This is a genomic window from Geodermatophilus amargosae, from assembly GCF_900116515.1.
Lineage (GTDB): Bacteria > Actinomycetota > Actinomycetes > Mycobacteriales > Geodermatophilaceae > Geodermatophilus > Geodermatophilus amargosae.
In genome coordinates this window covers 110940-131962 of record NZ_FPBA01000009.1, presented here as the reverse complement: position 1 = coordinate 131962, position 21023 = coordinate 110940, and the positions used below count along the sequence as shown (strand labels likewise).

Annotated in this window: 16 protein-coding genes; 10 read left to right on the top strand and 6 right to left on the bottom strand. The window is 75.1% G+C overall.

Annotated elements, in window-relative coordinates:
• Nucleotides 1-17: 17 nt before the first annotated feature.
• A complete protein-coding gene (locus tag BM414_RS14040) occupies nucleotides 18-398 on the top strand; it encodes a PH domain-containing protein (protein ID WP_093580048.1) in 381 nt (126 codons plus the stop codon).
• Between the two features lie 2 nt (nucleotides 399-400).
• Here BM414_RS14040 and BM414_RS14035 read toward each other — a convergent pair whose 3' ends face one another.
• On the bottom strand, nucleotides 401-1231 hold the full coding sequence (locus BM414_RS14035; protein WP_093580047.1) for a helix-turn-helix transcriptional regulator: 831 nt from the start codon (nucleotides 1229-1231) through the stop codon (nucleotides 401-403).
• An 81-nt stretch (nucleotides 1232-1312) separates the two neighbouring features.
• Between BM414_RS14035 and ilvD the strand changes: the two genes are divergently transcribed.
• From ilvD to ilvC, 6 genes are all read left to right on the top strand, one after another.
• Nucleotides 1313-3016, top strand: a complete 1704-nt coding sequence (ilvD, locus tag BM414_RS14030; protein WP_093580046.1) for a dihydroxy-acid dehydratase — start codon at nucleotides 1313-1315, stop codon at nucleotides 3014-3016.
• 75 nt (nucleotides 3017-3091) lie between these two features.
• Nucleotides 3092-5788 carry a putative bifunctional diguanylate cyclase/phosphodiesterase gene (locus BM414_RS14025; RefSeq protein WP_093580045.1) on the top strand — a complete coding sequence of 899 codons (2697 nt, stop codon included), beginning with the start codon at nucleotides 3092-3094 and terminating at the stop codon, nucleotides 5786-5788.
• Nucleotides 5781-8480 carry a putative bifunctional diguanylate cyclase/phosphodiesterase gene (locus tag BM414_RS14020; RefSeq protein WP_139245846.1) on the top strand — a complete coding sequence of 900 codons (2700 nt, stop codon included), beginning with the start codon at nucleotides 5781-5783 and terminating at the stop codon, nucleotides 8478-8480. The genes BM414_RS14025 and BM414_RS14020 overlap by 8 nt, the downstream gene beginning before the upstream one ends.
• 285 nt (nucleotides 8481-8765) lie before the next feature.
• Complete coding sequence (locus tag BM414_RS14015; protein WP_093580043.1) at nucleotides 8766-10634, top strand: acetolactate synthase large subunit; 1869 nt, start codon at nucleotides 8766-8768, stop codon at nucleotides 10632-10634.
• 9 nt (nucleotides 10635-10643) lie between these two features.
• Nucleotides 10644-11171 (top strand): acetolactate synthase small subunit, encoded by a 528-nt coding sequence (gene ilvN, locus BM414_RS14010; RefSeq protein WP_093580042.1) that lies wholly within the window; start codon nucleotides 10644-10646, stop codon nucleotides 11169-11171.
• Between the two features lie 42 nt (nucleotides 11172-11213).
• Complete coding sequence (ilvC, locus tag BM414_RS14005; protein ID WP_093580041.1) at nucleotides 11214-12242, top strand: ketol-acid reductoisomerase; 1029 nt, start codon at nucleotides 11214-11216, stop codon at nucleotides 12240-12242.
• A gap of 123 nt (nucleotides 12243-12365) precedes the next feature.
• Here ilvC and BM414_RS14000 read toward each other — a convergent pair whose 3' ends face one another.
• Both BM414_RS14000 and BM414_RS30245 read right to left on the bottom strand, forming a co-directional pair.
• Nucleotides 12366-12926, bottom strand: a complete 561-nt coding sequence (locus BM414_RS14000; RefSeq protein WP_093580040.1) for a hypothetical protein — start codon at nucleotides 12924-12926, stop codon at nucleotides 12366-12368.
• Nucleotides 12927-13044: 118 nt separating this feature from the next.
• On the bottom strand, nucleotides 13045-13878 hold the full coding sequence (locus BM414_RS30245; RefSeq protein WP_217644720.1) for a hypothetical protein: 834 nt from the start codon (nucleotides 13876-13878) through the stop codon (nucleotides 13045-13047).
• Nucleotides 13879-14072: 194 nt separating this feature from the next.
• On the opposite strand from BM414_RS30245, the gene serA reads away from it, so the two are divergent.
• The 3 genes from serA to cimA all read left to right on the top strand — a co-directional run bounded on the left by serA (nucleotide 14073) and on the right by cimA (nucleotide 18599).
• Nucleotides 14073-15674, top strand: a complete 1602-nt coding sequence (gene serA, locus BM414_RS13990) for a phosphoglycerate dehydrogenase (protein WP_093580146.1) — start codon at nucleotides 14073-14075, stop codon at nucleotides 15672-15674.
• A 15-nt stretch (nucleotides 15675-15689) separates the two neighbouring features.
• Nucleotides 15690-16712, top strand: a complete 1023-nt coding sequence (locus BM414_RS13985; RefSeq protein WP_093580039.1) for a 3-isopropylmalate dehydrogenase — start codon at nucleotides 15690-15692, stop codon at nucleotides 16710-16712.
• A 276-nt stretch (nucleotides 16713-16988) separates the two neighbouring features.
• Complete coding sequence (gene cimA, locus BM414_RS13980) at nucleotides 16989-18599, top strand: citramalate synthase (protein ID WP_093580038.1); 1611 nt, start codon at nucleotides 16989-16991, stop codon at nucleotides 18597-18599.
• A gap of 133 nt (nucleotides 18600-18732) precedes the next feature.
• Here cimA and BM414_RS13975 read toward each other — a convergent pair whose 3' ends face one another.
• From BM414_RS13975 to BM414_RS13965, 3 genes are all read right to left on the bottom strand, one after another.
• Nucleotides 18733-19143 carry a hypothetical protein gene (locus BM414_RS13975; RefSeq protein ID WP_175551590.1) on the bottom strand — a complete coding sequence of 137 codons (411 nt, stop codon included), beginning with the start codon at nucleotides 19141-19143 and terminating at the stop codon, nucleotides 18733-18735.
• 82 nt (nucleotides 19144-19225) lie between these two features.
• A complete protein-coding gene (locus BM414_RS13970) occupies nucleotides 19226-19894 on the bottom strand; it encodes a response regulator (protein ID WP_093580037.1) in 669 nt (222 codons plus the stop codon).
• Nucleotides 19891-21006 (bottom strand): sensor histidine kinase, encoded by a 1116-nt coding sequence (locus tag BM414_RS13965; RefSeq protein WP_093580036.1) that lies wholly within the window; start codon nucleotides 21004-21006, stop codon nucleotides 19891-19893. The genes BM414_RS13970 and BM414_RS13965 overlap by 4 nt, the downstream gene beginning before the upstream one ends.
• Nucleotides 21007-21023 lie beyond the last annotated feature (17 nt).

Genomic DNA, 21023 nt, shown 5'->3' with positions numbered 1-21023 from the left:
GCGGGGATCATGGGGACGTGGCATCCCTCGCCCGCCTGCGCCTGAGCCGGGTCACGCTGGTCCCCGTCGTCTTCCTCGCCGTCTGCGTCCTGCCGTTCGCCGCGGCCTCCCCGTGGGCTGCCCCGGTCCTGCTGCTCCCGGTGCTGGCGGCGGTCTGGGTGCTCCGCGTGGGGGTGGACGTCGACGACGACGCCATCACCTCCCGCGGGCTGGTCGGGCAGCGCCGGGTGGCCTGGGACGACCTGGCCGGCATCCGGGTCGTCCGCAACGCCCGGCTGCGCCTGGTCACCTCCGGCGGGCGGGAGGTGCCCCTGCCGGTGCTGCGCGCCCGCGACCTGCCGCGGCTGGCCGGGTGGTCCGGCGGCCGGATCGACGTCCCGGCGCCGCCCGGGCACTGACCTCAGACGGCGGGGCCGGCCAGCCCGAGCAGCCGCTCCGCGCTCTCGCTGCCGGCGGCCGCCGTGTAGACGACGAGCTGCAGCCCGGGGGCGTCGGCGGGCGTGAGCTGGTGGTGCTCGAGCAGCAGGCTGCCCACCTCGGGGTGCTCGAAGCGGCGCTCGGCGGAGCTGAACCGGTCGACGTCGTGGCTGGCCCAGCCGGCGCGGAAGTGCGGGCTGGCCGCCTCCAGCCGGGCGACCAGGTCGACGACGACCGGGTCGGCCAGCCGCGGGCCGACCTCGGCGCGGAACTGGGTGAGGAAGCGCCGGCTGTCCCCGGGCCAGTCGGCGAGCAGCGCCCGGACGGCGGGGTCGGTGAACACCAGCCAGAGCAGGTTGCGCTCCGCCGCGGGGACGGCGGCCACGCCGGGGTAGAAGAGCTCGTAGGCGCGGTTCCAGCCGGCGATCGACCAGTCCGCGGTGATGGCGTAGGCGGGGGAGGGGCCCAGCGCGTCCAGCAGGCGCTGCACGTGCCCCGGCACCTCCTGGCCCGGGTCGGCCGGGGCGGGGCCGCCGTGCCCCGTCAGGCGCAGCACGTAGCCGTGCTCGGCGGGCGACATCCGCAGCGTGCGGGCCAGCGCGTCGACCACCTGGCGCGAGGGGTGGATGTCGCGGCCCTGCTCCAGCCACGTGTACCAGGTCGAGCTCACCCCGGAGAGCAGCGCGACCTCCTCGCGGCGCAACCCCGGCGTCCGCCGCGGTCCGCCCGGCGGGAGGCCGGAGTCGCGCGGGTCGACCTGGTCGCGGCGGGAGCGCAGGAACTCGGCGAGCTCGCGCCGGGCGGTGGCGGACACGGCGGCTCCCGGGTGGTGGTGTCGGTACCAGTATGAACCGCCCCTGGGGCGGCGCCCGGACCGCGCCTACCCTCGGCGCTCGTGACGACCGTGGACGACCCCCGCACCACCGCCGACGTCAAGCCCCGCAGCCGTGAGGTGACCGACGGCATCACCAAGGCCCCGGCCCGGGCGATGCTGCGCGCCGTCGGCATGGGCGACGACGACTGGGACAAGCCGCAGATCGGCGTGGCCTCGTCCTGGAACGAGATCACCCCCTGCAACCTCTCCCTGGACCGGCTGGCCAAGCGGGCCAAGGAGGGCGTGCACGCCGCCGGCGGCTTCCCGCTGGAGTTCGGCACCATCTCCGTCTCCGACGGCATCTCCATGGGCCACGAGGGCATGCGCGCCTCGCTGGTCAGCCGCGAGGTCATCGCCGACTCGGTGGAGACGGTCATGTTCGCCGAGCGGCTCGACGGCTCGGTCCTGCTGGCCGGCTGCGACAAGTCGCTGCCCGGCATGCTCATGGCCGCCGCGCGGCTCGACCTCGCCAGCGTCTTCCTCTACTCCGGCTCCACGCTGCCGGGGAAGCTCGGCGACCGCGACGACCTCACGATCATCGACGTCTTCGAGGCCGTCGGCGCCTGCGCCCGCGGGCTGATCACCGAGGACGAGCTGTCCGCCGTCGAGCGGGCCGCCTGCCCGGGCATGGGCTCCTGCGGCGGCATGTACACCGCCAACACCATGGCCAGCGTCGCCGAGGCGCTCGGCATGGCCCTGCCCGGCAGCGCCGCCCCGCCGGCCCCCGACAGCCGCCGCGACGCGTTCGCCGTCGCCTCGGGCGAGGCCGTGGTCAACCTGCTGCGCCAGGGCATCACCGCCCGCCAGATCATGACCAAGCAGGCGTTCGAGAACGCCATCACCGTGGTCATGGCGCTCGGCGGCTCGACCAACGCCGTCCTGCACCTGCTGGCGATCGCGCACGAGGCGCAGGTCGACCTCACGCTCGACGACTTCAACCGCATCGGCGACCGCACGCCGCACCTGGCCGACGTCAAGCCCTTCGGCCGGTTCGTGATGACCGACATCGACCGCGTCGGCGGCGTCCCGGTCGTGCTGCGGGCGCTGCTGGACGCCGGCCTGCTGCACGGCGACACGCTCACCGTGACCGGCAGGACGATGGCCGAGAACCTGGCCGAGATCGCCCCGCCGGACCTCGACGGCACGATCGTGCACGCGATGAACGACCCGATCCACCGGACCGGCGGCCTGACGATCCTGCGCGGCTCGCTGTCCCCGGAGGGGGCGGTCGTGAAGTCGGCCGGTTTCGACGCCGACGTCTTCGAGGGCACCGCGCGCGTCTTCGACGGCGAGCAGGGCGCCATGGACGCCGTCACCGAGGGCACCCTGCAGGCCGGTGACGTCGTCGTCATCCGCTACGAGGGCCCGCGGGGCGGCCCGGGCATGCGAGAGATGCTCGCCGTCACCGGCGCGATCAAGGGCGCGGGCCTGGGCAAGGACGTCCTGCTGCTCACCGACGGCCGGTTCTCCGGCGGGACGACGGGGCTGTGCGTCGGCCACGTCGCGCCCGAGGCCACCGACGGCGGCCCGATCGCGCTGGTGCAGGACGGCGACCGCATCCGGCTCGACCTCGCCGCCCGCACGCTGGACCTCCTGGTCGACGACGACGAGCTCGCCCGGCGCCGCCAGGACTGGGCGCCGCTGCCCCCGCGCTACACCACCGGCGTCCTGGGCAAGTACGCGAAGCTGGTCGGCTCCGCGGCCCGGGGCGCGATCTGCGGCTGACCCGGCCCACCCCCAAGGGGTGAACGCGCTCCCCGGGGACTGTCCCCGGGGAGCGCCGCTGCCGACACCACGGGTGTGGACAGGCGGATCGGGTGGCTGCTGGCGTGCGCCGTGCCGGCCGCGGCGGCGTGCGCCGTGGCGGCGCTCGAGCCGACGCTGGACCCCCTGGGCGACGCGGTCACGGGCCTGGCCGCGCTGCTCACCTCCCTCGCGCTGCTCGCGCTGAGCCGTCCCGGCGACCCCTCCGCCCCGCCCTGGCGGCTGATGGCCGCCGCTGCGCTGTTCCCCGTCCTCGGCCTGCTGCTCAGCTCCGCGGCCCGGCCGGACTCGGTCCTGTCCGCCGTGGTGCTGCGCTGGCTGCCCACCGTGCCCGGCTACGTCCTCGTGGTGGTGGCCCTCCTGGGGATGGTCGAGCGCTCCACCCTGCGGCGCACCTGCCGGCGGACGCTGCTCGAGCTCGCCCTCTTCGGCGCCGCCGCCCTGGTCGTCATGCAGTTGCTGCTGGTCGGCCCGGGCAACAGCTGGACTGCGCTGTCCCTGGGCGCGCAGCTCGTGCTCGGCGCCGCGGTGGTGGCCACCTCCGCCACCATGGCCGCCGGCCTGACCGTCCTCGGGTCGGTCGAGGCGCACCGCCAGCGCATGGCCACGGTCCTGCTCGGCGCGCTCGTCGTGCTCTGCGTCGCCCGCGGGACCGGCACCTCCGCCGCACTGCTCGGCGCCGCCGACGCCGTCCCCCTCACCCGGGTGGCGGTCGTCCTCGGTCTCGCGCTGCTGCTGCTGGCGCGCCTTCTCGACCCGGGCACCGCCCCCGACGTCCGCCGCTGCGCCAACGGCGGCCGCGCGGACCAGCTGCGCTCGGTGCTGCCCCACCTGGCGCTCGTGGTCGTCGTCGCGCTGGTGGTCGTGCCGCTGGTCCTGGGCACCACGCCGACCCGGGTGACCCTCGCCGGTGCCCTCGGCTGCGTGGCGCTGTCCGCGGCGCACCGCTGGGTCACCACCCGCGAGGAGCACCTGCGCGGGGCCCGGCTGCGCCGCGACGAGGCGTACTTCCGCAACCTGCTGCACGCCGGCCGCGACGCCGTCCTCGTCCTGGACGCGCGCCTGCGGGTGGGCTTCGCCTCGCCCGCGATGGCCGCGCTGCTGGGCACGACCCCGGCCGAGCTGACCGGCCGGGACGTCCTGTCCGGCGCCGCCGGCCGCCCGGGAACCCTCGACCCCGGGGACGCCGCCGAGCTGCGCCGCGTCCTCGACTCCGGCACCGGCGGCCTCGTGACCCTGCACGCCCGCGACGCCGGCGGCAGCCGCCGCTGCCTCGAGGTCAGCGTCTCCGACCTGCGCTCCGACCCCGCCGTCGGCTCGGTGGTGCTGCACTGCCGCGACGTGACCGAGCGCGTGGCCCGCGAGCGGGCCCTCGAGGAGGTCGCGTTCACCGACGCGCTCACCGGCCTGCCCAACCGAGCCGGCTGGGACGCCGCCCTGGCGCCGGCGACCGGCCGGGCCGGGTCCTCCGTCCTCCTGGTCGAGGTCTCCGGGCTCGACGAGGTCCGCGAGCACGCCGGCCGCGACGTCGTCGCCACCGTCCTGGTCGAGCTGGGCCGGCGGCTGCGCTCCGCCGTGCGCGCCGACGAGGTGGTCGCCCGGCTGGTCGGCGGCACGTTCGCCGTCCTCGCCGAGGGTGACGCCGACACCGCCGCCCTGCTCGGGGACCGCTGTCTGGCGGTGCTCGAGCAGCCGGTGACCACGGCCGCCGGCGTGTTCGACCTCAGCGCGGCCATCGGCGTCGTCGTCGTGGAGCCGGGGACCGACGTCGCCGAGGTCGGCGCCCGCGCCGAGCTGGCGGTCGCGGCCGCCCGCAGGTCCGGTTCGGCCCGGGCCACCTGCTGGACGCCGGCGCTCGGCGCCGCCGCGGCCCGCCGGGCCCGGCTGCGCGACGACCTGCCCGGCGCGGCCGGGCGCGGTGAGCTGTGGCTGGCCTTCCAGCCGATCGTGCGGATGACCGACAAGCGGGTCGCCGGTGTGGAGGCGCTGCTGCGCTGGCGCCACCCGGAGCTCGGGGAGGTCCCGCCGCGCGAGTTCGTCCCGATCGCCGAGCGCGCCGGGGTCATCGGCGCGCTGCAGCGCTGGGCCCTGCGCGAGGCCACCGCGGCCGTCCTCGCCCTGCCCGAGACCGGCGACGCGCCGGTGCGCCTGGGCATGAACGTCTCGGCCGCGCACGTGGCCGACCGGACCCTCGTCGAGGACGTCGCCACCGCGCTGCGCACCTCGGGCCTGGCCCCGGAGCGGCTGGTCCTGGAGATCACCGAGGCGACGGTGCTGGCCGAGGGCGACTCCGTCGCCGTCGACATCGAGGCGCTGCGGCTCATGGGCGTGCACGTCGCCCTCGACGACTTCGGCACCGGCTCCTCCTCGCTGACCCACCTCACCCGGCTGCCGGTCGACGTGCTCAAGCTCGACCGGTCCTTCGTCTCCCGCGTCGACCGCGACCGGCAGAGCCGCGCGCTGTGCGAGGCGGTCCTCACCGTCGGGCGCTCGCTGGGGCTGCAGGTCGTCGCCGAGGGCGTCGAGACGCCGGCCCAGCTCGGGGTGCTGCGCGGCCTGGGCCTCGACCACGCGCAGGGCTTCCTGCTCTCCCGCCCCCTGCCGCTGGCCGACCTCGTGCGCCTGCTGCACGACGGCGCCGGGCAGTTGTGGCCCGGCCTGGTCGGCTCCTCGGCCGACCCCGTGCCCGCTGCTGCCGACCTCCCCGCCGTCCGGGCCGGCCGCCGTGGCTGAGCGCCGCACGCTGCGCGCTCCGGGAGCGCAGGTGCTGCTCGCCGTCCTCGCCGTCCTCACCACCGTCGTGCAGCTGACCGCGGCGCCGGCGTCGGCCTGGCTCGTGCCCGCCGCCCTCGGCCTCGGCTCCGCGGCCGCCGCCGCGGCGCTCGCCCGCTGCGCCGCCCGGCTGCCCGCGCGCGCCGGCCGCCCGTGGCGGGCGCTGGCCGGCGCCGGCGCGCTGCTGGCCCTCGGCCAGGCACTGGCCCTCACCCGGCCCGGCCGCGACCTGTCCTCCGGGGGCGTCGAGGACCTCCCCGTGCTGCTCGCGGTCCCCGTGGCCGTCTCCGCGGCGGTGCTGCTCCTCCCGCCGCGGACCTCCCGGCGGGTCGGCACCCGGGTGCTGCTCGACGGCGTGGTGGTCACCGTCGCCGTCACCCTGTTCCTCTGCGTCTCGATCGGCGACCTCGTCGCCCGGACGCCCGGCCCGCAGCAGGGCCTCATCTCGGCCGGCTACCCGCTGGTCGGCGCGGTGCTCTGCGGCATCGGCCTGGTCACCCTGACCGCCGTCCCCGAGGGCCGGCGCCGCGCCGCGGGCTGGGTGCTCGCGTGCTTCGTCGCGATGGCGCTCGTCGCCCTCGCCGGTGCGCTCGGTCGTGCGTCCTCCGGCACCGCGCCCTCCGGTGCGGCGTCCCCGGTCTGGGGCGTGGTCACCGTGCTCGCGTGGCTGGCCATGCTCGGCGCCGGCCTGCGCGGCGCCCTGGCCGACGTCGGCGCCCACGAGGAGCCGGACCGCCGCGCCCTGCCCCTGCGCGGCGGCGTCCTCGCCCACGGCGCGGCCACCGTGGCCCTGCTGGCGGTCACCGGCGGGGCGGTCACAGGCCGGCCGCTGTCCGCGGGCGAGGCCGTCGCGGCCGCCGTCCTGGTCGTGCTCACCTCGGCGCGGACGTTGTACTGGGCCGTGGACGCGGCCGCGCTCACCCGCCGCCTGGAGCGGACCGAGGGCTGGTTCCGGGCGCTGGTGCACAGCGGGGACGCGGTCACGCTGGTCCTTGACGCCGCCGGCCGGGTCACCTCCGCGTCCGGTCCCGTGGCCGACCGGCTGGGCCGCGCGCAGGAGGAGCTGCTCGGCTGCGTCCTGGTCGACCTGCTGCACCCCGAGGACCGCGATCTGCTCGACCGCGTCTCCGCCGCCCTCCGGGACGGCACGCCCGACGGCCTGCCCGCCACCGGCCGGCTGGGCACCACCGACGGCACGTGGCGCGACGTCGAGGTCTCCGGTGCCGCTCCGGCCGCCGGCCGCCGCGCGGGTGACGGGCTGGTGCTGCACCTGCGCGACGTCACCGAGCGCCGGGCCGGCCACCGCGAGCTCGAGCGGCTGGCCTACACCGACTCGCTCACCGGCCTGCCCAACCGCGCGCGCTTCATGACCGCGCTCGACGACGCCCTGGCCGGGGCCGCCCGGGGCCGCCGATCCTGCGTGCTGCTCGTCGACCTCGACGGCTTCAAGGCGGTCAACGACGTCGCCGGCCACGACGCGGGGGACCGGCTGCTGTGCGAGGTGGCCGACTCGCTGCGCGCCAAGGCCCGCTCCGGCGACCTGGTCGCCCGCCTCGGCGGGGACGAGTTCGCCCTCGTCGTGGACGCCGGGCCCGACGAGGCGCTGGCGCTGGCCGAGCGGCTGGTCGCGCGGCTGGACCGCACGCACCGGTACGCCGCCCCCGGCGACCCCGAGGGCGCCGGTCCCGTCCTGCGCACGTCGGCCAGCGTCGGCGTCGCCGAGGTGGTGGCCGGGGCCGACGCGTCGGCCACCGTCCGCGAGGCCGACCTGGCGCTGCGCACGGTCAAGGCCCAGGGCAAGAACGGCGTGCGGGCGTCGGGGGAGGCCCTCGTCGAGGAGTCCGCCCGGCGCAGCCGGCTGGCCCGCGACCTGCCCGGTGCCATCGCCCGCGGCCAGCTGCGGCTGGTGCACCAGCCGGTGGCCGGCACGGCCGAGCGCCGCATCCTCGGCGTCGAGGCCCTCGTGCGCTGGGACCACCCGGTCCACGGGCCGGTGTCGCCGGAGGAGTTCATCGGTCTCGCCGAGGACGACGGGCTGATCGTGCCGCTGCAGCGGTGGGTGCTCGAGACGGCGACCGCCGAGCACGCCCGGCTCGTGGCCGGCGGCCGGGACCTCAAGCTCGGCGTCAACATCTCGGTGCGCCACCTGCAGGCCCGCTGCCTGGTCGAGGACGTCACCCGCGCGCTCGAGCGCTCCGGCCTGCCGCCCCGGCTGCTCATGATCGAGGTGACCGAGAGCGTCCTCATGGACGACGACGAGCGGCTGCTGGCCGAGCTGGCCGAGCTCTCCGCCCTGGGCTGCATCGTCTCCCTCGACGACTTCGGCAAGGGCTACTCGTCGCTGGCCTACCTCGCCCGGCTGCCCGTGCAGGTGCTGAAGCTGGACCGCGGCTTCGTCTCCGGCATCGACACCGACGCCAGGGATGCGGCGCTGGTCGGCAGCGTCATCGACCTGGGCCGCACGCTCGGCATGGACGTCGTCGCCGAGGGCGTGGAGACGCCGGAGCAGATGGCCGTCCTCACTGCGCTGGGCTGTTCGTTCCTCCAGGGCTGGCTCATCGGCCGCCCGGTGCCCGCCGACGGGCTCGCCGCGGTCGTCGACGGCTTCGACCCCGCGTCGCTCGAGGGGCCGGTGCCGGTCGCCGTCCCATGAACCGGTCGACACGGTCCCACAAGATGGGACGCCGTGGTTGACGTCCGGTCGGGTGAGGCGCACAGTGTGCCCGTGCCCTCCGCCTGCCTGCTCCTCGTAGTCCCCTAGCGCGCCGGTCGCCCGACCGACGCGCTACGCCCCTCTGTGCCCTCGGCACGAGGGGTTTTTTGTTGGCACGAGGCCCGGGGCGGGGCCGGCCCGGCGGACCGCCGGGACACCCCCGCGCCCCGAGCAGACACCCGAACCGCACGTCCGCCCGCTCGTCCGGCCCAGGAGACGCCCAGCATGACCACCACCCCGAGCGAGTCCGCCACCCGAGAGGCCGCAGCCGCCCTCACCGGCGTCGAGACGACGGCCCGCTCCATCGCCGAGTCCGCCGCCGAGCCCGCGACCGGGATCACCGGCGCGCAGAGCCTGGTCCGCTCGCTCGAGGCAGTGGGCGTCGAGGTGGTCTTCGGCATCCCGGGCGGGGCGATCCTCCCGGCCTACGACCCGCTGTTCGACTCACGCGTGCGGCACGTCCTCGTCCGGCACGAGCAGGGCGCGGGGCACGCGGCCACCGGGTACGCCCAGGCCACCGGCCGGGTCGGCGTCTGCATGGCCACCTCCGGCCCGGGCGCGACCAACCTGGTGACCCCGCTGGCCGACGCCTACATGGACTCGGTCCCGATCGTGGCCATCACCGGCCAGGTCCCCAGCGCGGCGATCGGCACCGACGCCTTCCAGGAGGCCGACATCCGCGGCATCACGATGCCGATCACCAAGCACAACTTCCTGGTCACCGACGCCGCGGAGATCCCGCAGCGGATCGCCGAGGCCTTCCACCTGGCCGCCACCGGCCGTCCCGGCCCGGTCCTGGTCGACATCCCCAAGGACGTCCTGCAGGCCACCACCGACTTCTCCTGGCCGCCGCGGATGGACCTGCCCGGCTACAAGCCGACCACCCGCCCGCACGGCAAGCAGGTGCGCGAGGCCGCGGCGATGATCGCCGGCGCGCGCCGCCCGGTCCTCTACGTGGGCGGCGGCGTGCTCAAGGCCGGCGCCACCGAGGAGCTCGCCGAGCTGGCCGCGCTCACCGGCGCGCCCGTCGTCACCACCCTCATGGCCCGCGGCGCGTTCCCCGACAGCTCGCCGCAGCACCTGGGGATGCCCGGCATGCACGGCACCGTCGCCGCGGTCACCGCGCTGCAGAAGTCCGACGTCCTCGTCGCGCTCGGCGCCCGCTTCGACGACCGGGTCACCGGCGAGCTGTCGACCTTCGCGCCCGGCGCGCAGGTGGTGCACGCCGACATCGACCCCGCCGAGATCGGCAAGAACCGCAAGGCCGACGTGCCGATCGTCGGTGACGCCAAGGAGACGATCGCCGAGCTGGTGACCGCGCTGCGGGCCGAGCACGCCGCCGGCCGCACGCCGGACCTCGCCGCCTGGTGGGAGCAGCTCGACGACTGGCGCACGCGCTACCCGCTGGGCTACGACGAGCCGGAGGACGGCGCGCTGTCGCCGCAGTACGTCATCGAGCGGATCGGCACGATCGCCGGCCCGGACGCGATCTACACCTCCGGCGTCGGCCAGCACCAGATGTGGGCCGCGCAGTTCATCCGGTACGAGAAGCCGGGCACCTGGCTCAACAGCGGCGGCGCCGGGACGATGGGCTACGCCGTCCCCGCGGCCATGGGGGCCAAGTACGGCTGCCCGGACACCACGGTGTGGGCCATCGACGGCGACGGCTGCTTCCAGATGACCAACCAGGAGCTGGCCACCTGCGCCATCGAGGGCATCCCGATCAAGGTCGCCGTCATCAACAACGGCAACCTCGGCATGGTCCGGCAGTGGCAGACCCTCTTCTACGAGGGCCGGTACTCCAACACCCGCCTGCACGCTCAGCAACCCGACGGGACGCCGAAGCCGGTGCGCATCCCCGACTTCGTCGCCCTGGCCGAGGCCCTCGGCTGCGTCGGCCTGCGCTGCGAGGCCAAGGACGACGTCGACGCCGTCATCGAGAAGGCCATGGCGATCACCGACGCCCCGGTGGTCATCGACTTCGTCGTCGGCGCCGACGCCCAGGTGTGGCCCATGGTCGCCGCGGGCTCGAGCAACGACGACATCCTGGCCGCGCGCGACCTGCGCCCGGTCTTCGGCGACAACCAGGTCTGAGGGGACGACATGACCCGCCACACCCTGTCCGTCCTGGTCGAGAACAAGTCGGGTGTCCTGGCCCGCGTCTCGGCGCTGTTCAGCCGGCGCGCGTTCAACATCGAGTCGCTGGCCGTCGGGCCGACCGAGAACCCCGACCTCTCGCGCATGACGATCGTCGTCGACGCGGAGTCCGCACCGCTGGAGCAGGTGACCAAGCAGCTGAACAAGCTGGTCGAGGTCATCAAGATCGTCGAACTGGACGGCGGCGCCGCGGTCCAGCGCGAGCTGCTGCTGGTCAAGGTGCGCGCGGCGATGGCCGAGCGCACCACCGTGCTGCAGACCGCCGAGCTGTTCCGCGCCCGCGTCGTCGACGTCAACACCGACACCGTGACCCTCGAGGCCACCGGCACCCCGGACAAGCTCCAGGCCCTCCTCGCCGTCCTCGCCCCGCTGGGGATCAAGGAGATGGCGCAGTCGGGCACCGTCGCCCTCGGCCGGGGGCCGCGATCGATGAGCGGCGCCGGTACCTTGCGCCCGGTCGACCGCAGCGCCTGACCACCCCACCCCTACGAGAACCCACCGAAGGAGCACCACCGCATGGCCGCCGAGATCTTCTACGACGACGACGCCGACCTGTCGATCATCCAGGGGCGCACCGTCGCCGTCATCGGCTACGGCAGCCAGGGGCACGCGCACGCCCTGTCGCTGCGCGACTCGGGGGTCGACGTCCGCGTCGGCCTGCCCGAGGGCAGCAAGAGCCGGGCGAAGGCCGAGGCCGAGGGCCTGCGGGTGGTCACGCCGTCCGAGGCCGCCGCCGAGGCCGACCTGATCATGGTCCTGGCGCCCGACCACGTGCAGCGGACGCTCTACACCGAGTCGATCGAGCCGAACCTGCAGGACGGCGACGCGCTGTTCTTCGGTCACGGCTTCAACATCCGGTTCGGCTACATCAAGCCCCCGGCCGGCGTCGACGTCGCGATGGTCGCCCCGAAGGGCCCCGGCCACCTCGTGCGCCGCGAGTTCGAGAACGGCAAGGGCGTGCCCTGCCTGGTCGCCGTCGAGCAGGACGCCAGCGGGTCCGCGCTCCAGCTGGCGCTGTCCTACGCCAAGGCCATCGGCGGCTCGCGCGCCGGCGTCATCAAGACGACGTTCGCCGAGGAGACCGAGACCGACCTGTTCGGCGAGCAGGCCGTCCTCTGCGGTGGCGCCAGCGCGCTGATCACCGCCGGGTTCGAGACGCTGACCGAGGCCGGCTACCAGCCCGAGGTCGCCTACTTCGAGTGCCTGCACGAGCTCAAGCTGATCGTCGACCTGATGTACGAGGGCGGCATCGCCAAGCAGCGCTGGTCGGTGTCCGACACCGCCGAGTACGGCGACTACACCTCCGGTCCGAAGGTCATCGACGCCCGCGTGAAGCAGTCGATGCAGGAGGTCCTCGCCGCGATCAAGGACGGCTCGTGGGCCGCGGCCTTCATCGCCGACCAGGACGCCGGCGCCCCCGACTTCAAGCGCCGCCGCGCCGAGGCCGAGGCGCACCCGATCGAGGAGACCGGCCGCCGGCTGCGCGGCCTGATGAGCTGGGTGTCGGCCTCCGACGACTACACCGGCACCGCCGCCCGCAACTGAACGAGGACCCCCTCGCCCCCACCGCTCGCACGCTCGCGGCGGGCCCCTGCGAGGGGGCCGTGCACACGGAGACGGCCCCCGCTGCCAGCAGGCAGCGGGGGCCGTTCTCGTCCGTGCAGGAGGTCAGTAGGCCATGCCGCGCGAGGCGTAGTACTGCCTGGCCGGCGGCTGCCGCAGGAGCACGACGATCGCGATCGGGATGATGAACCCGAGCAGGCCGGTGAAGGCGAAGCCCCAGCCACTGATCGCCGACCAGAGCAGGTAGAGCAGCTGCACGCCGATGGAGGCGTAGCTGCCGTAGACCAGCAGCTTGGGCGACTTCCCCATGAGCGTCTGGATGCCGCCGACGAGCACCACGATCGCGGTGGCCACGGACAGCAGGAGGAGCAGCCCGAGGATCGCGTCGAACGCGAAGACCAGACCCAGACCGGTGAGCGAGATCAGGCCGCCGAGGGTGCCGAGGCCACCGATGACGATGCCGAGGATCGCCGCGACGGTCACCGGGGTGGGCCGCTGGCCGCCCGGGGCGCCGCCGAACGGCGACGGGCCGCCGAAGCCGCCGCCGTACGGCGCCGGGCCGTAGCCCTGCTGGCCGTAGGGCTGCTGGCCGTAGGGCTGCTGGCCGGGCGCGCCGTAGGGCTGACCGCCCTGCGGGGTGTTCTTGTCGAAGCTGGGGCTGGTCATGCTCTGCTTTCCTCCTGGAGTGGCGGGCGCCCGGTCGGCGACCGGCGGCGGACCATAGCGGCACGGGGACGACCGTGGGGGCCCGCCGTCGTCGGCGGACCCCCACGGGTGAACGCGATCAGCGGCCGCGGCGGGCGCGGTGCGCCGCGAAGAACGCGGCGGCCGGCTTCAGCGACAGCAGGACGACGATCGCCAGCGCGGCCAGGAAGAACAGCAGGCTGGTGATGATGTTGCCCGCCCCGACGTTGCCGGCGTCGGCGATGTTGCCGATCAGGCCGAACAGCAGGAAGGCCAGGGCGATGGAGCCGCCGACCAGCAGCATCACCCGGCTGCGCCCGGTCAGTGCCCACACCGAGCCCCAGATCATGACGACGGTCCAGGCCAGCGCGAGCAGGCCGAACACCAGGATCAGGCCGCCGACGGCACCGGCAGCGACCCCCAGGCCGGGGATCTCCTGGTCCAGTTCGTCGCCGGCACCGCTGGCCACCGCGCCGGCGAAGATCGCCAGCAGGCTGACCAGCACCCCGAGCGCGCCGAAGACGAAACCCAGCACCGCGGCCGTCACGACGCCGCCGGGCTTGGCCGGGACACCGCCCTGTCCGTACTGGCCGTACTGCTGCCCGTACTGCTGGGCCTGGCCGTAGCCCTGCTGGCCGTAGCCCTGCTGCTCGTAGCCCTGCTGCCCGTAACCCTGCTGGCCGTACGGCTGCTGACCGTAGGGCTGCGTCTGGCCGTAGCCCTGCTGCCCGTAGCCCTGCTGCTCGTAGCCCTGCTGGCCGTAGGGCTGGGCCTGGCCGTACGGCTGGCCTCCCGGCTGGCTCTGGCCCGGCTGCCCGTACCCCTCCTGCTCGTGGCCCTGCTGCTCGTGGCCCTGCTGGCCGTACTGCTGGTCCGAGGGCTGACCCTGGCCGGAGGCCGAGGCCCCGCCCTGGTCCTTGCCGAAGTCCGTCATGGTTCCCTCCCGCGGGCGCCCCCTGGTGCGGCGCGTCGCGCGCCAGGATGCGGGCGCGGTCCGGCACGGGCAAGCAGCCCACCCCCACCGGGGCGGGACTGTGACCTCTGAGGCGTGCCGTTCCCACGCCGTGACCGGGCCCCGAGCAGGGCGGGAGCGGGAACAGCCCGCCACGTCCCTACGCTGTGGACCCCGTGACCGAGACCGCGCCCGTCGTCCTGATCGCCGAGGAACTCGCCCCGAGCGTCCTGGAGGTCCTGGGCACCGACGTCGAGATCCGCTCCGTCGACGGCGCCGACCGGTCCGCGCTGCTGCCCGCCCTGGCCGACGCCGCCGCGGTCATGATCCGCAGCGCCACCCGGATCGACGCCGAGGCCCTCGCCGCGGCGCCCAACCTCAAGGTGGTCGCCCGCGCCGGCATCGGCCTGGACAACGTCGACGTCGCCGCCGCCACCGAGCGCGGCGTCATGGTGGTCAACGCCCCGACGTCGAACATCGTCAGCGCCGCCGAGCACGCCGTCGCCCTGCTCCTGGCCGCCGCCCGCCAGATCCCCGCCGCCGACGCGTCGCTGCGCGAGGGCTCCTGGAAGCGGTCGCAGTTCATGGGTGTCGAGGTCACCGACAAGGTGGTCGGCGTCGTCGGCCTCGGCCGCATCGGCCAGCTGGTCGCCCAGCGCCTGGCCGCCTTCGGCACCACGCTGATCGCCTACGACCCCTACATCCAGCCCGGCCGGGCCGCGCAGCTCGGGGTGCGGATGGTGTCGCTGGAGGAGCTGCTGCGGGAGGCGGACTTCATCACGATCCACCTGCCCAGGACGCCGGAGACGCTCGGGCTGATCGGCGCCGGCGAGCTGGCCACCACCAAGCGCGGCGTGATCATCGTCAACGCCGCCCGTGGCGGGCTGGTCGACGAGGCCGCGCTGGCCGACGCACTGCGGTCGGGGCAGGTCGGCGCCGCCGGGATCGACGTGTTCGCCACGGAGCCGACCACAGACAGCCCGCTGTTCGGGCTGCCCAACACCGTCGTCACCCCGCACCTGGGCGCCTCGACGACGGAGGCGCAGGACAAGGCCGGCACCGCCGTCGCCCACTCGGTCCGCCTCGCGCTGCAGGGCGAGTTCGTGCCCGACGCGGTCAACGTCCAGGCCGCCGGCATCGTCGCCGAGGACGTGCGGCCCGGGCTGCCGCTGGCCGAGAAGCTGGGCACGGTGTTCACCGCCGTCGCCGGGGGCCTGGCCCAGTCGGTCACCGTCGACGTCCGCGGCAAGCTCGCCGAGTTCGACGTGTCGGTCCTGCAGCTGGCGGTGCTCAAGGGCGTCTTCTCCGACGTCGTCGAAGAGCAGGTCACCTACGTCAACGCGCCGCTGCTGGCCCAGCAGCGCGGGCTCGAGGTGACGCTCACCAGCGACGTCGAGAGCCCCGACTACCGCAACCTGGTCCGGGTGCACGGCGTCATGGCCGACGGCCGCGAGGTCGCCGTCTCCGGGACGCTCTTCGGGAAGAACCAGGTGCCCAAGCTCGTCGAGGTCGACGGCTTCGACATGGACCTCGACCTGTCGGGCCACCTGCTGTTCTTCGTCTACACCGATCGCCCCGGCGTCGTCGGCACGGTCGGCGCGAGGCTGGGGGAGGCTGGCGTGAACATCGCCGGGGCGCAGGTCAGCCGCACCACCCGCGGCGGCGAGGCGCTCATGGCGGTGACCGTCGACAGCCCGGTCGGTACCGACCTGCTCGCCGACATCGCCGGCCGGATCGGCGCGCGCGAGGCCCGCTCGGCCGACCTCGACCCGCGCTGACCTAGGGTCCTCGCCATGCGCCTGGCTGTGATCGCGGGAGACGGCATCGGCCCCGAGGTGGTCGCCGAGGGCCTCAAGGTCCTCCGGTCCGTCGCCCCCGACCTGGAGACGACGGACTACGACCTGGGCGCCACCCGGTGGCAGCGGACCGGTGAGCTGCTGCCCGACTCCGTGCTCGACGAGCTGCGCGGGCACGACGCGATCCTGCTCGGCGCGATCGGCGACCCGGGCGTGCCGCCGGGGATCCTCGAGCGCGGGCTGCTTCTCCGGCTGCGCTTCGAGCTCGACCACCACGTGAACCTGCGCCCGGCCAAGCTCTACGACGGTGTCCGCAGCCCGCTGGCCGACCCGGGCGGCATCGACATGCTGTGCGTCCGCGAGGGCACCGAGGGGCCCTACGTGGGCAACGGCGGCGTGCTGCGCCGCGACACCCCGCACGAGATCGCCACCGAGGTCAGCCTCAACACCGCCTTCGGCGTGGAGCGGGTCGTCCGGTACGCCCTCGAGCGGGCGCAGGCGCGGCCGCGCCGGCACCTGACGCTGATCCACAAGACCAACGTGCTCACCCACGCCGGGTCGCTGTGGTCGCGGACGGTCGAGGAGGTGGCCGCGGAGTTCCCCGAGGTCACCGTGGCCTACCAGCACGTGGACGCGGCCTCGATGTTCTTCATCACCGACCCGGGCCGCTACGACGTCATCGTCACCGACAACCTCTTCGGCGACATCGTCACCGACGTCGCCGCCGCGGTGACCGGCGGCATCGGCCTGGCCGCCAGCGGCAACCTCGACGTCTCGGGCACCAACCCGAGCATGTTCGAGCCCGTGCACGGCTCGGCGCCCGACATCGCCGGCAAGGGCATCGCCGACCCGACGGCGACGGTGCTCTCGGTGGGCCTGCTGCTCGAGCACCTGGGCTCCGCCGACCTCGCGCGCAAGGTCAACGCCGCCGTCGCCTTCGACCTGTCGACCCGCGACCCGCAGGCGCAGGTCCGCACCGCCGAGGTCGGCGACCGCCTGGCCGCCCTCGCCGGCGGCTGAACCGGCCGACCACCCTCCGCGGCGGCGGCCGGCCGCACCCACCGGCCTCACCGCGCGGTGCCCGGCCTCGCGCTGCGCGGTGAGGCCGGGCACCGCGGCGCGAGGTCGGAGCGGCGCGGGCCCGGCGCTACACTCGCCCGTGATGCACCTGTTCGGCACCACCCTCATCATCGCCTAGCGCGCGGTCAGCACCCCCGACCGCGCGCAGACCTCCCGTTCCCGGGGGGTCTTCTTCGTGTCAGGGGCCTGATCGCCGTCGAACACCCGGGAGCACCCGTGGCCACCGACAGCCCGACGCCGTCCGTCAGCGCCGACTTCCACGTCTTCGACACCACGCTGCGCGACGGCGCCCAGCGCGAGGGGATCAGCTTCTCCGTCGCCGACAAGCTGGCCACGGCGAGGCTCCTCGACGAGATCGGCGTCGGCTACATCGAGGGCGGCTGGCCCGGGGCGCTGCCCAAGGACACCGAGTTCTTCGCCCGCGCGCGCACCGAGCTCAAGCTGCGGCACGCGGTGCTCGTCGCCTTCGGCGCCACCCGCAAGGCCGGCGTCCGCGTCGAGGACGACCCGCAGGTGCGCGCGCTGCTCGACGCCGAGACGCCGGTGGTCTGCCTGGTCGCGAAGTCCGACGTCCGCCACGTGCGGGACGCGCTGCGCACCACGCTCGAGGAGAACCTCGCGATGGTCGCCGACACCGTCGCCTTCCTCGTGGCCCACGGCCGTCGGGTGTTCGTCGACTGCGAGCACTTCTTCGACGGGTACGCCGCCGACCCCGACTACGGCGTGCAGGTGCTGCGCGCGGCGTTCGGGGCCGGCGCCGAGGTCGGCGTCCTGTGCGACACCAACGGCGGCATGCTGCCGATGGGCGTGGCCCGCGTGGTGGCCGACGTCCGCTCGCGGGTGGAGGGCCGGCTGGGCATCCACTGCCAGGACGACACCGGGTGCGCCGTCGCCAACTCGCTGGCCGCCGTCGAGGCGGGCGTCACCCACGTGCAGGGCACCGCCAACGGCTACGGCGAGCGGGCCGGCAACGCCGACACCTTCGCGCTGGTGGCCAACCTGGTCACCAAGATGGGCCTGCCGGTCGTGCCCGCCGGGTGCCTGGCCGAGCTGCAGCGGGTCAGCCACGCGATCGCCGAGCTGGCCAACATCGCCCCCGACGACCACCAGCCCTACGTCGGGACGTCGGCGTTCGCCCACAAGGCCGGCCTGCACGCCAGCGCGATCAAGGTCAGCCCGGAGCTCTACAACCACCTCGACCCGGCCGTCGTCGGCAACGACATGCGCATCCTGGTCACCGAGATGGCCGGCCGCGCCTCCGTCGAGCTCAAGGGCCGCGAGCTCGGCGTCGACCTCGACGGGCACGCCGACGTCGTCGGCACGGTCGTCGACCGGGTCAAGGTGCTCGAGGCCGACGGCTGGTCCTTCGAGGCCGCCGACGCCTCCTTCGAGCTGCTGCTGCGCTCCCAGCTGCCCGGTGCGCCCGCCCCGCTGTTCGAGCTGGAGAGCTACCGGACGACGGTGGAGCACTGGGGCAACGGCGTCGTCGTCAGCGAGGCGACCGTGAAGATCCACCTGCACGACGACGACGGGACGGTCGAGCGGGTCATCAGCACCGGCGAGGGCAACGGCCCGGTCAACGCCCTGGACAACGCGCTGCGCCAGGCGCTGGTCAGCCGCCACCCGGAGCTCGCCGACGTCTCGCTGGCCGACTACAAGGTCCGCATCCTCGGCTGGAAGGGCGGCACCAGCGCCACGACGCGGGTGCTCATCGACACCACCGACGGCGTGGGGGAGTGGACCACCGTCGGCGTCCACGACAACATCGTCGAGGCCTCCTGGCACGCGCTGGTCGACGCCCTGACCTACGCCGTCCGCCACCGGTGAGATGACACCGTCGGCTCCGCCGACGGGTGGACCGGTCGCGGGGCCCGGAGGGTCCCGGCCGGGACACGGGCAGCGGCTCGGCGCAGGTCGGGGACGGCTCCTGGCTGCGGTGTCGGCCGGGAGGCCGACGGTGTCAGTGGTGGGAGTACTCGTCGAGGCGCCACCACACGGCCAGCGCCATGGCCGGGAGCATCAGCACGTGGCCGGCGGTCATGAGCAGGCCGCCGGACACCGCGCCCAGCCAGAACGGCACCAGCAGGACGGCGAACGGCACGTACATCGCCGCCGACATCTGCGTGATCGCCGGCCACGAGTGGCCGCGGAACCGCATCCAGGCAGCCATCCCGATCGCCATGTCGGTCGCCATGACCAGCGCGGCGACGTCGGCCCGGTCGTCGAGCCCGGGCCAGAGGTACTCGTGCACCGGGCCCAGCAGCATCATCCCGGCGAGCATCGCGACCACCATCTCGAGGTAGTGGCGGACCAGGTGCCGGGTGCGCCGGCCGCGGCTGTCGGTCTGCGGGGCGGGGGTCTGCGTCGTCATGCCGGGGAGCGTCGGGCCCCGCGGCGTCGCTGCCAGGTGCCGGAGGTCATGCTCCCCGGTCACGACCGGGCGTGACCCCCGGTCAGACCAGGTCGAGCGCGCGGGCGCGCAGCGCCGCCTGCGTGCGGTCCCGGGCGCCGAGTTTCCCCAGCACGTTGGTCACGTGGTTCTTCACCGTGCCCTCGGCGAGGAACAGCGCCGTCGCGATCTCGCGGTTGCTGCGCCCGTCGGCGAGCAGCCGGAGGACGTCGAGCTCGCGGTCGGACAGCGGCACGACCAGCGGCTGGGGGCGCTCGCGCGGGGCGCGGTCGTGTCCGGCGCGGTCGAGCTGGGCGAAGCGGGCCACGACCTTGGCCGCGACCGAGGGCTGGAGCACCGACTCACCGCGGGCGGCCGAGAGCACGGCCTCGACCAGGCGGTCGGAGGAGACGTCCTTGAGCAGGTAGCCCACCGCCCCGGCGCGCAGCGCGGCGAAGACGTCCTCGTCGTCGTCGAAGGTGGTCAGGGCCAGCACGCGGACCCCGGGCTGCTCCACGTGCAGCCGCCGGGTGGCGCCGATCCCGTCGAGGACCGGCATGTGCAGGTCCATGAGCACGACGTCGGGACGCAGCGCGGCCGACCGGTCGAGCGCCTGGTGCCCGTCGCCGGCCTCGCCGACCACCTCGACCTCGGGCCGCGCGCCCAGCAGGGTCACCAGCGCCTCGCGGAACAGCGCCTGGTCGTCGACGACGAGCACCCGCACGGCGCTCACCCGGGCACCTCGACGAGCAGTTCGGTGCCCGACCCCGGCGCCGGTCCCACGGTCACGCGCCCGCCCACGCGCGCCGCTCGCTCGCGCAGGCCGAGCAGGCCGAAGGACCGCGGGCCGCCGTCGCCGCCGGGGGAGAGGCCGCGGCCGTCGTCCCGGACGGCCAGCCGCACGGTGCCGTCCCGGCCGTAGGCCAGCGTCACCCGCGCGCACGTGGCGCCGGCGTGCTTGCGGACGTTGGTCAGCCCCTCCTGCGCCGACCGGAACAGCGACTCCTCGGCCTCCTGCGGCAGCGGGCGCTCGGGGCCGGTCACCTCGAGCGTCGCGTCGAGCCCCGTGGCCGCCGCCTCGCCGGTCAGCGTCTCCAGGGCCTCCCGCAGCGGCGGTCGGGCGACCGGGTCGCGCAGGGTGGCCACCGACCGGCGCACCTCGGCCAGCGCCTCGCTCGCCTGGTGCTGTGCCTTGGCGAGGACGGCGTCGGCGCGCGCGGGATCGGTGGGCAGCACCGCGCGGGCGGCCTGCACCTGCATCTGCACGACGGTGAGGTGGTGGCCCAGGCCGTCGTGGATGTCGCGCGCCAGCCGGTTGCGCTCGCGCGTGGTCGCCAGCTCCACGGCCTGCGCGGCGTACCCGCGCAGCAGCTCGTTGGCCTCGGCGAGCTCGGCCCGCGCCCGCTGGGCCTGCTGCAGCAGGGCGGTGACGAGGGCGGTGAACACCGCGGCGCCGAGCAGCCCCAGCGCGTTGCGGGCGAAGTCGGCCCACCCCATGCCCAGGTGCACCAGCGGCACGACCGCCGTCACCCCGGCGGCCGCGGGCAGCGGGAGCAGCAGCACGCACTGGCTGACCAGCACCAGCAGCAGCAGGGTCGCACCGACGCCGGCGTGCGCCGCGCCGAACAGCAGCACGCCGAGGGGCAGCTGGAGGCACACGTGGGCGGCGGTGAGCCAGTACCGGCGCGGGACCGGCTGCCGGGGCAGCCACCACAGCGAGACCAGGGCGTGTGCCGCGTACGTGGTCCCGAGGGCGATCGCGAGCAGCGGGTGCGGGTCGTCGGTGGCCTCGGCGGCCACGGTGAGCAGCGCGAGGCAGGTCATCACCGCCAGGACGCGGGTCACCGGCCCACTGTCCCGCC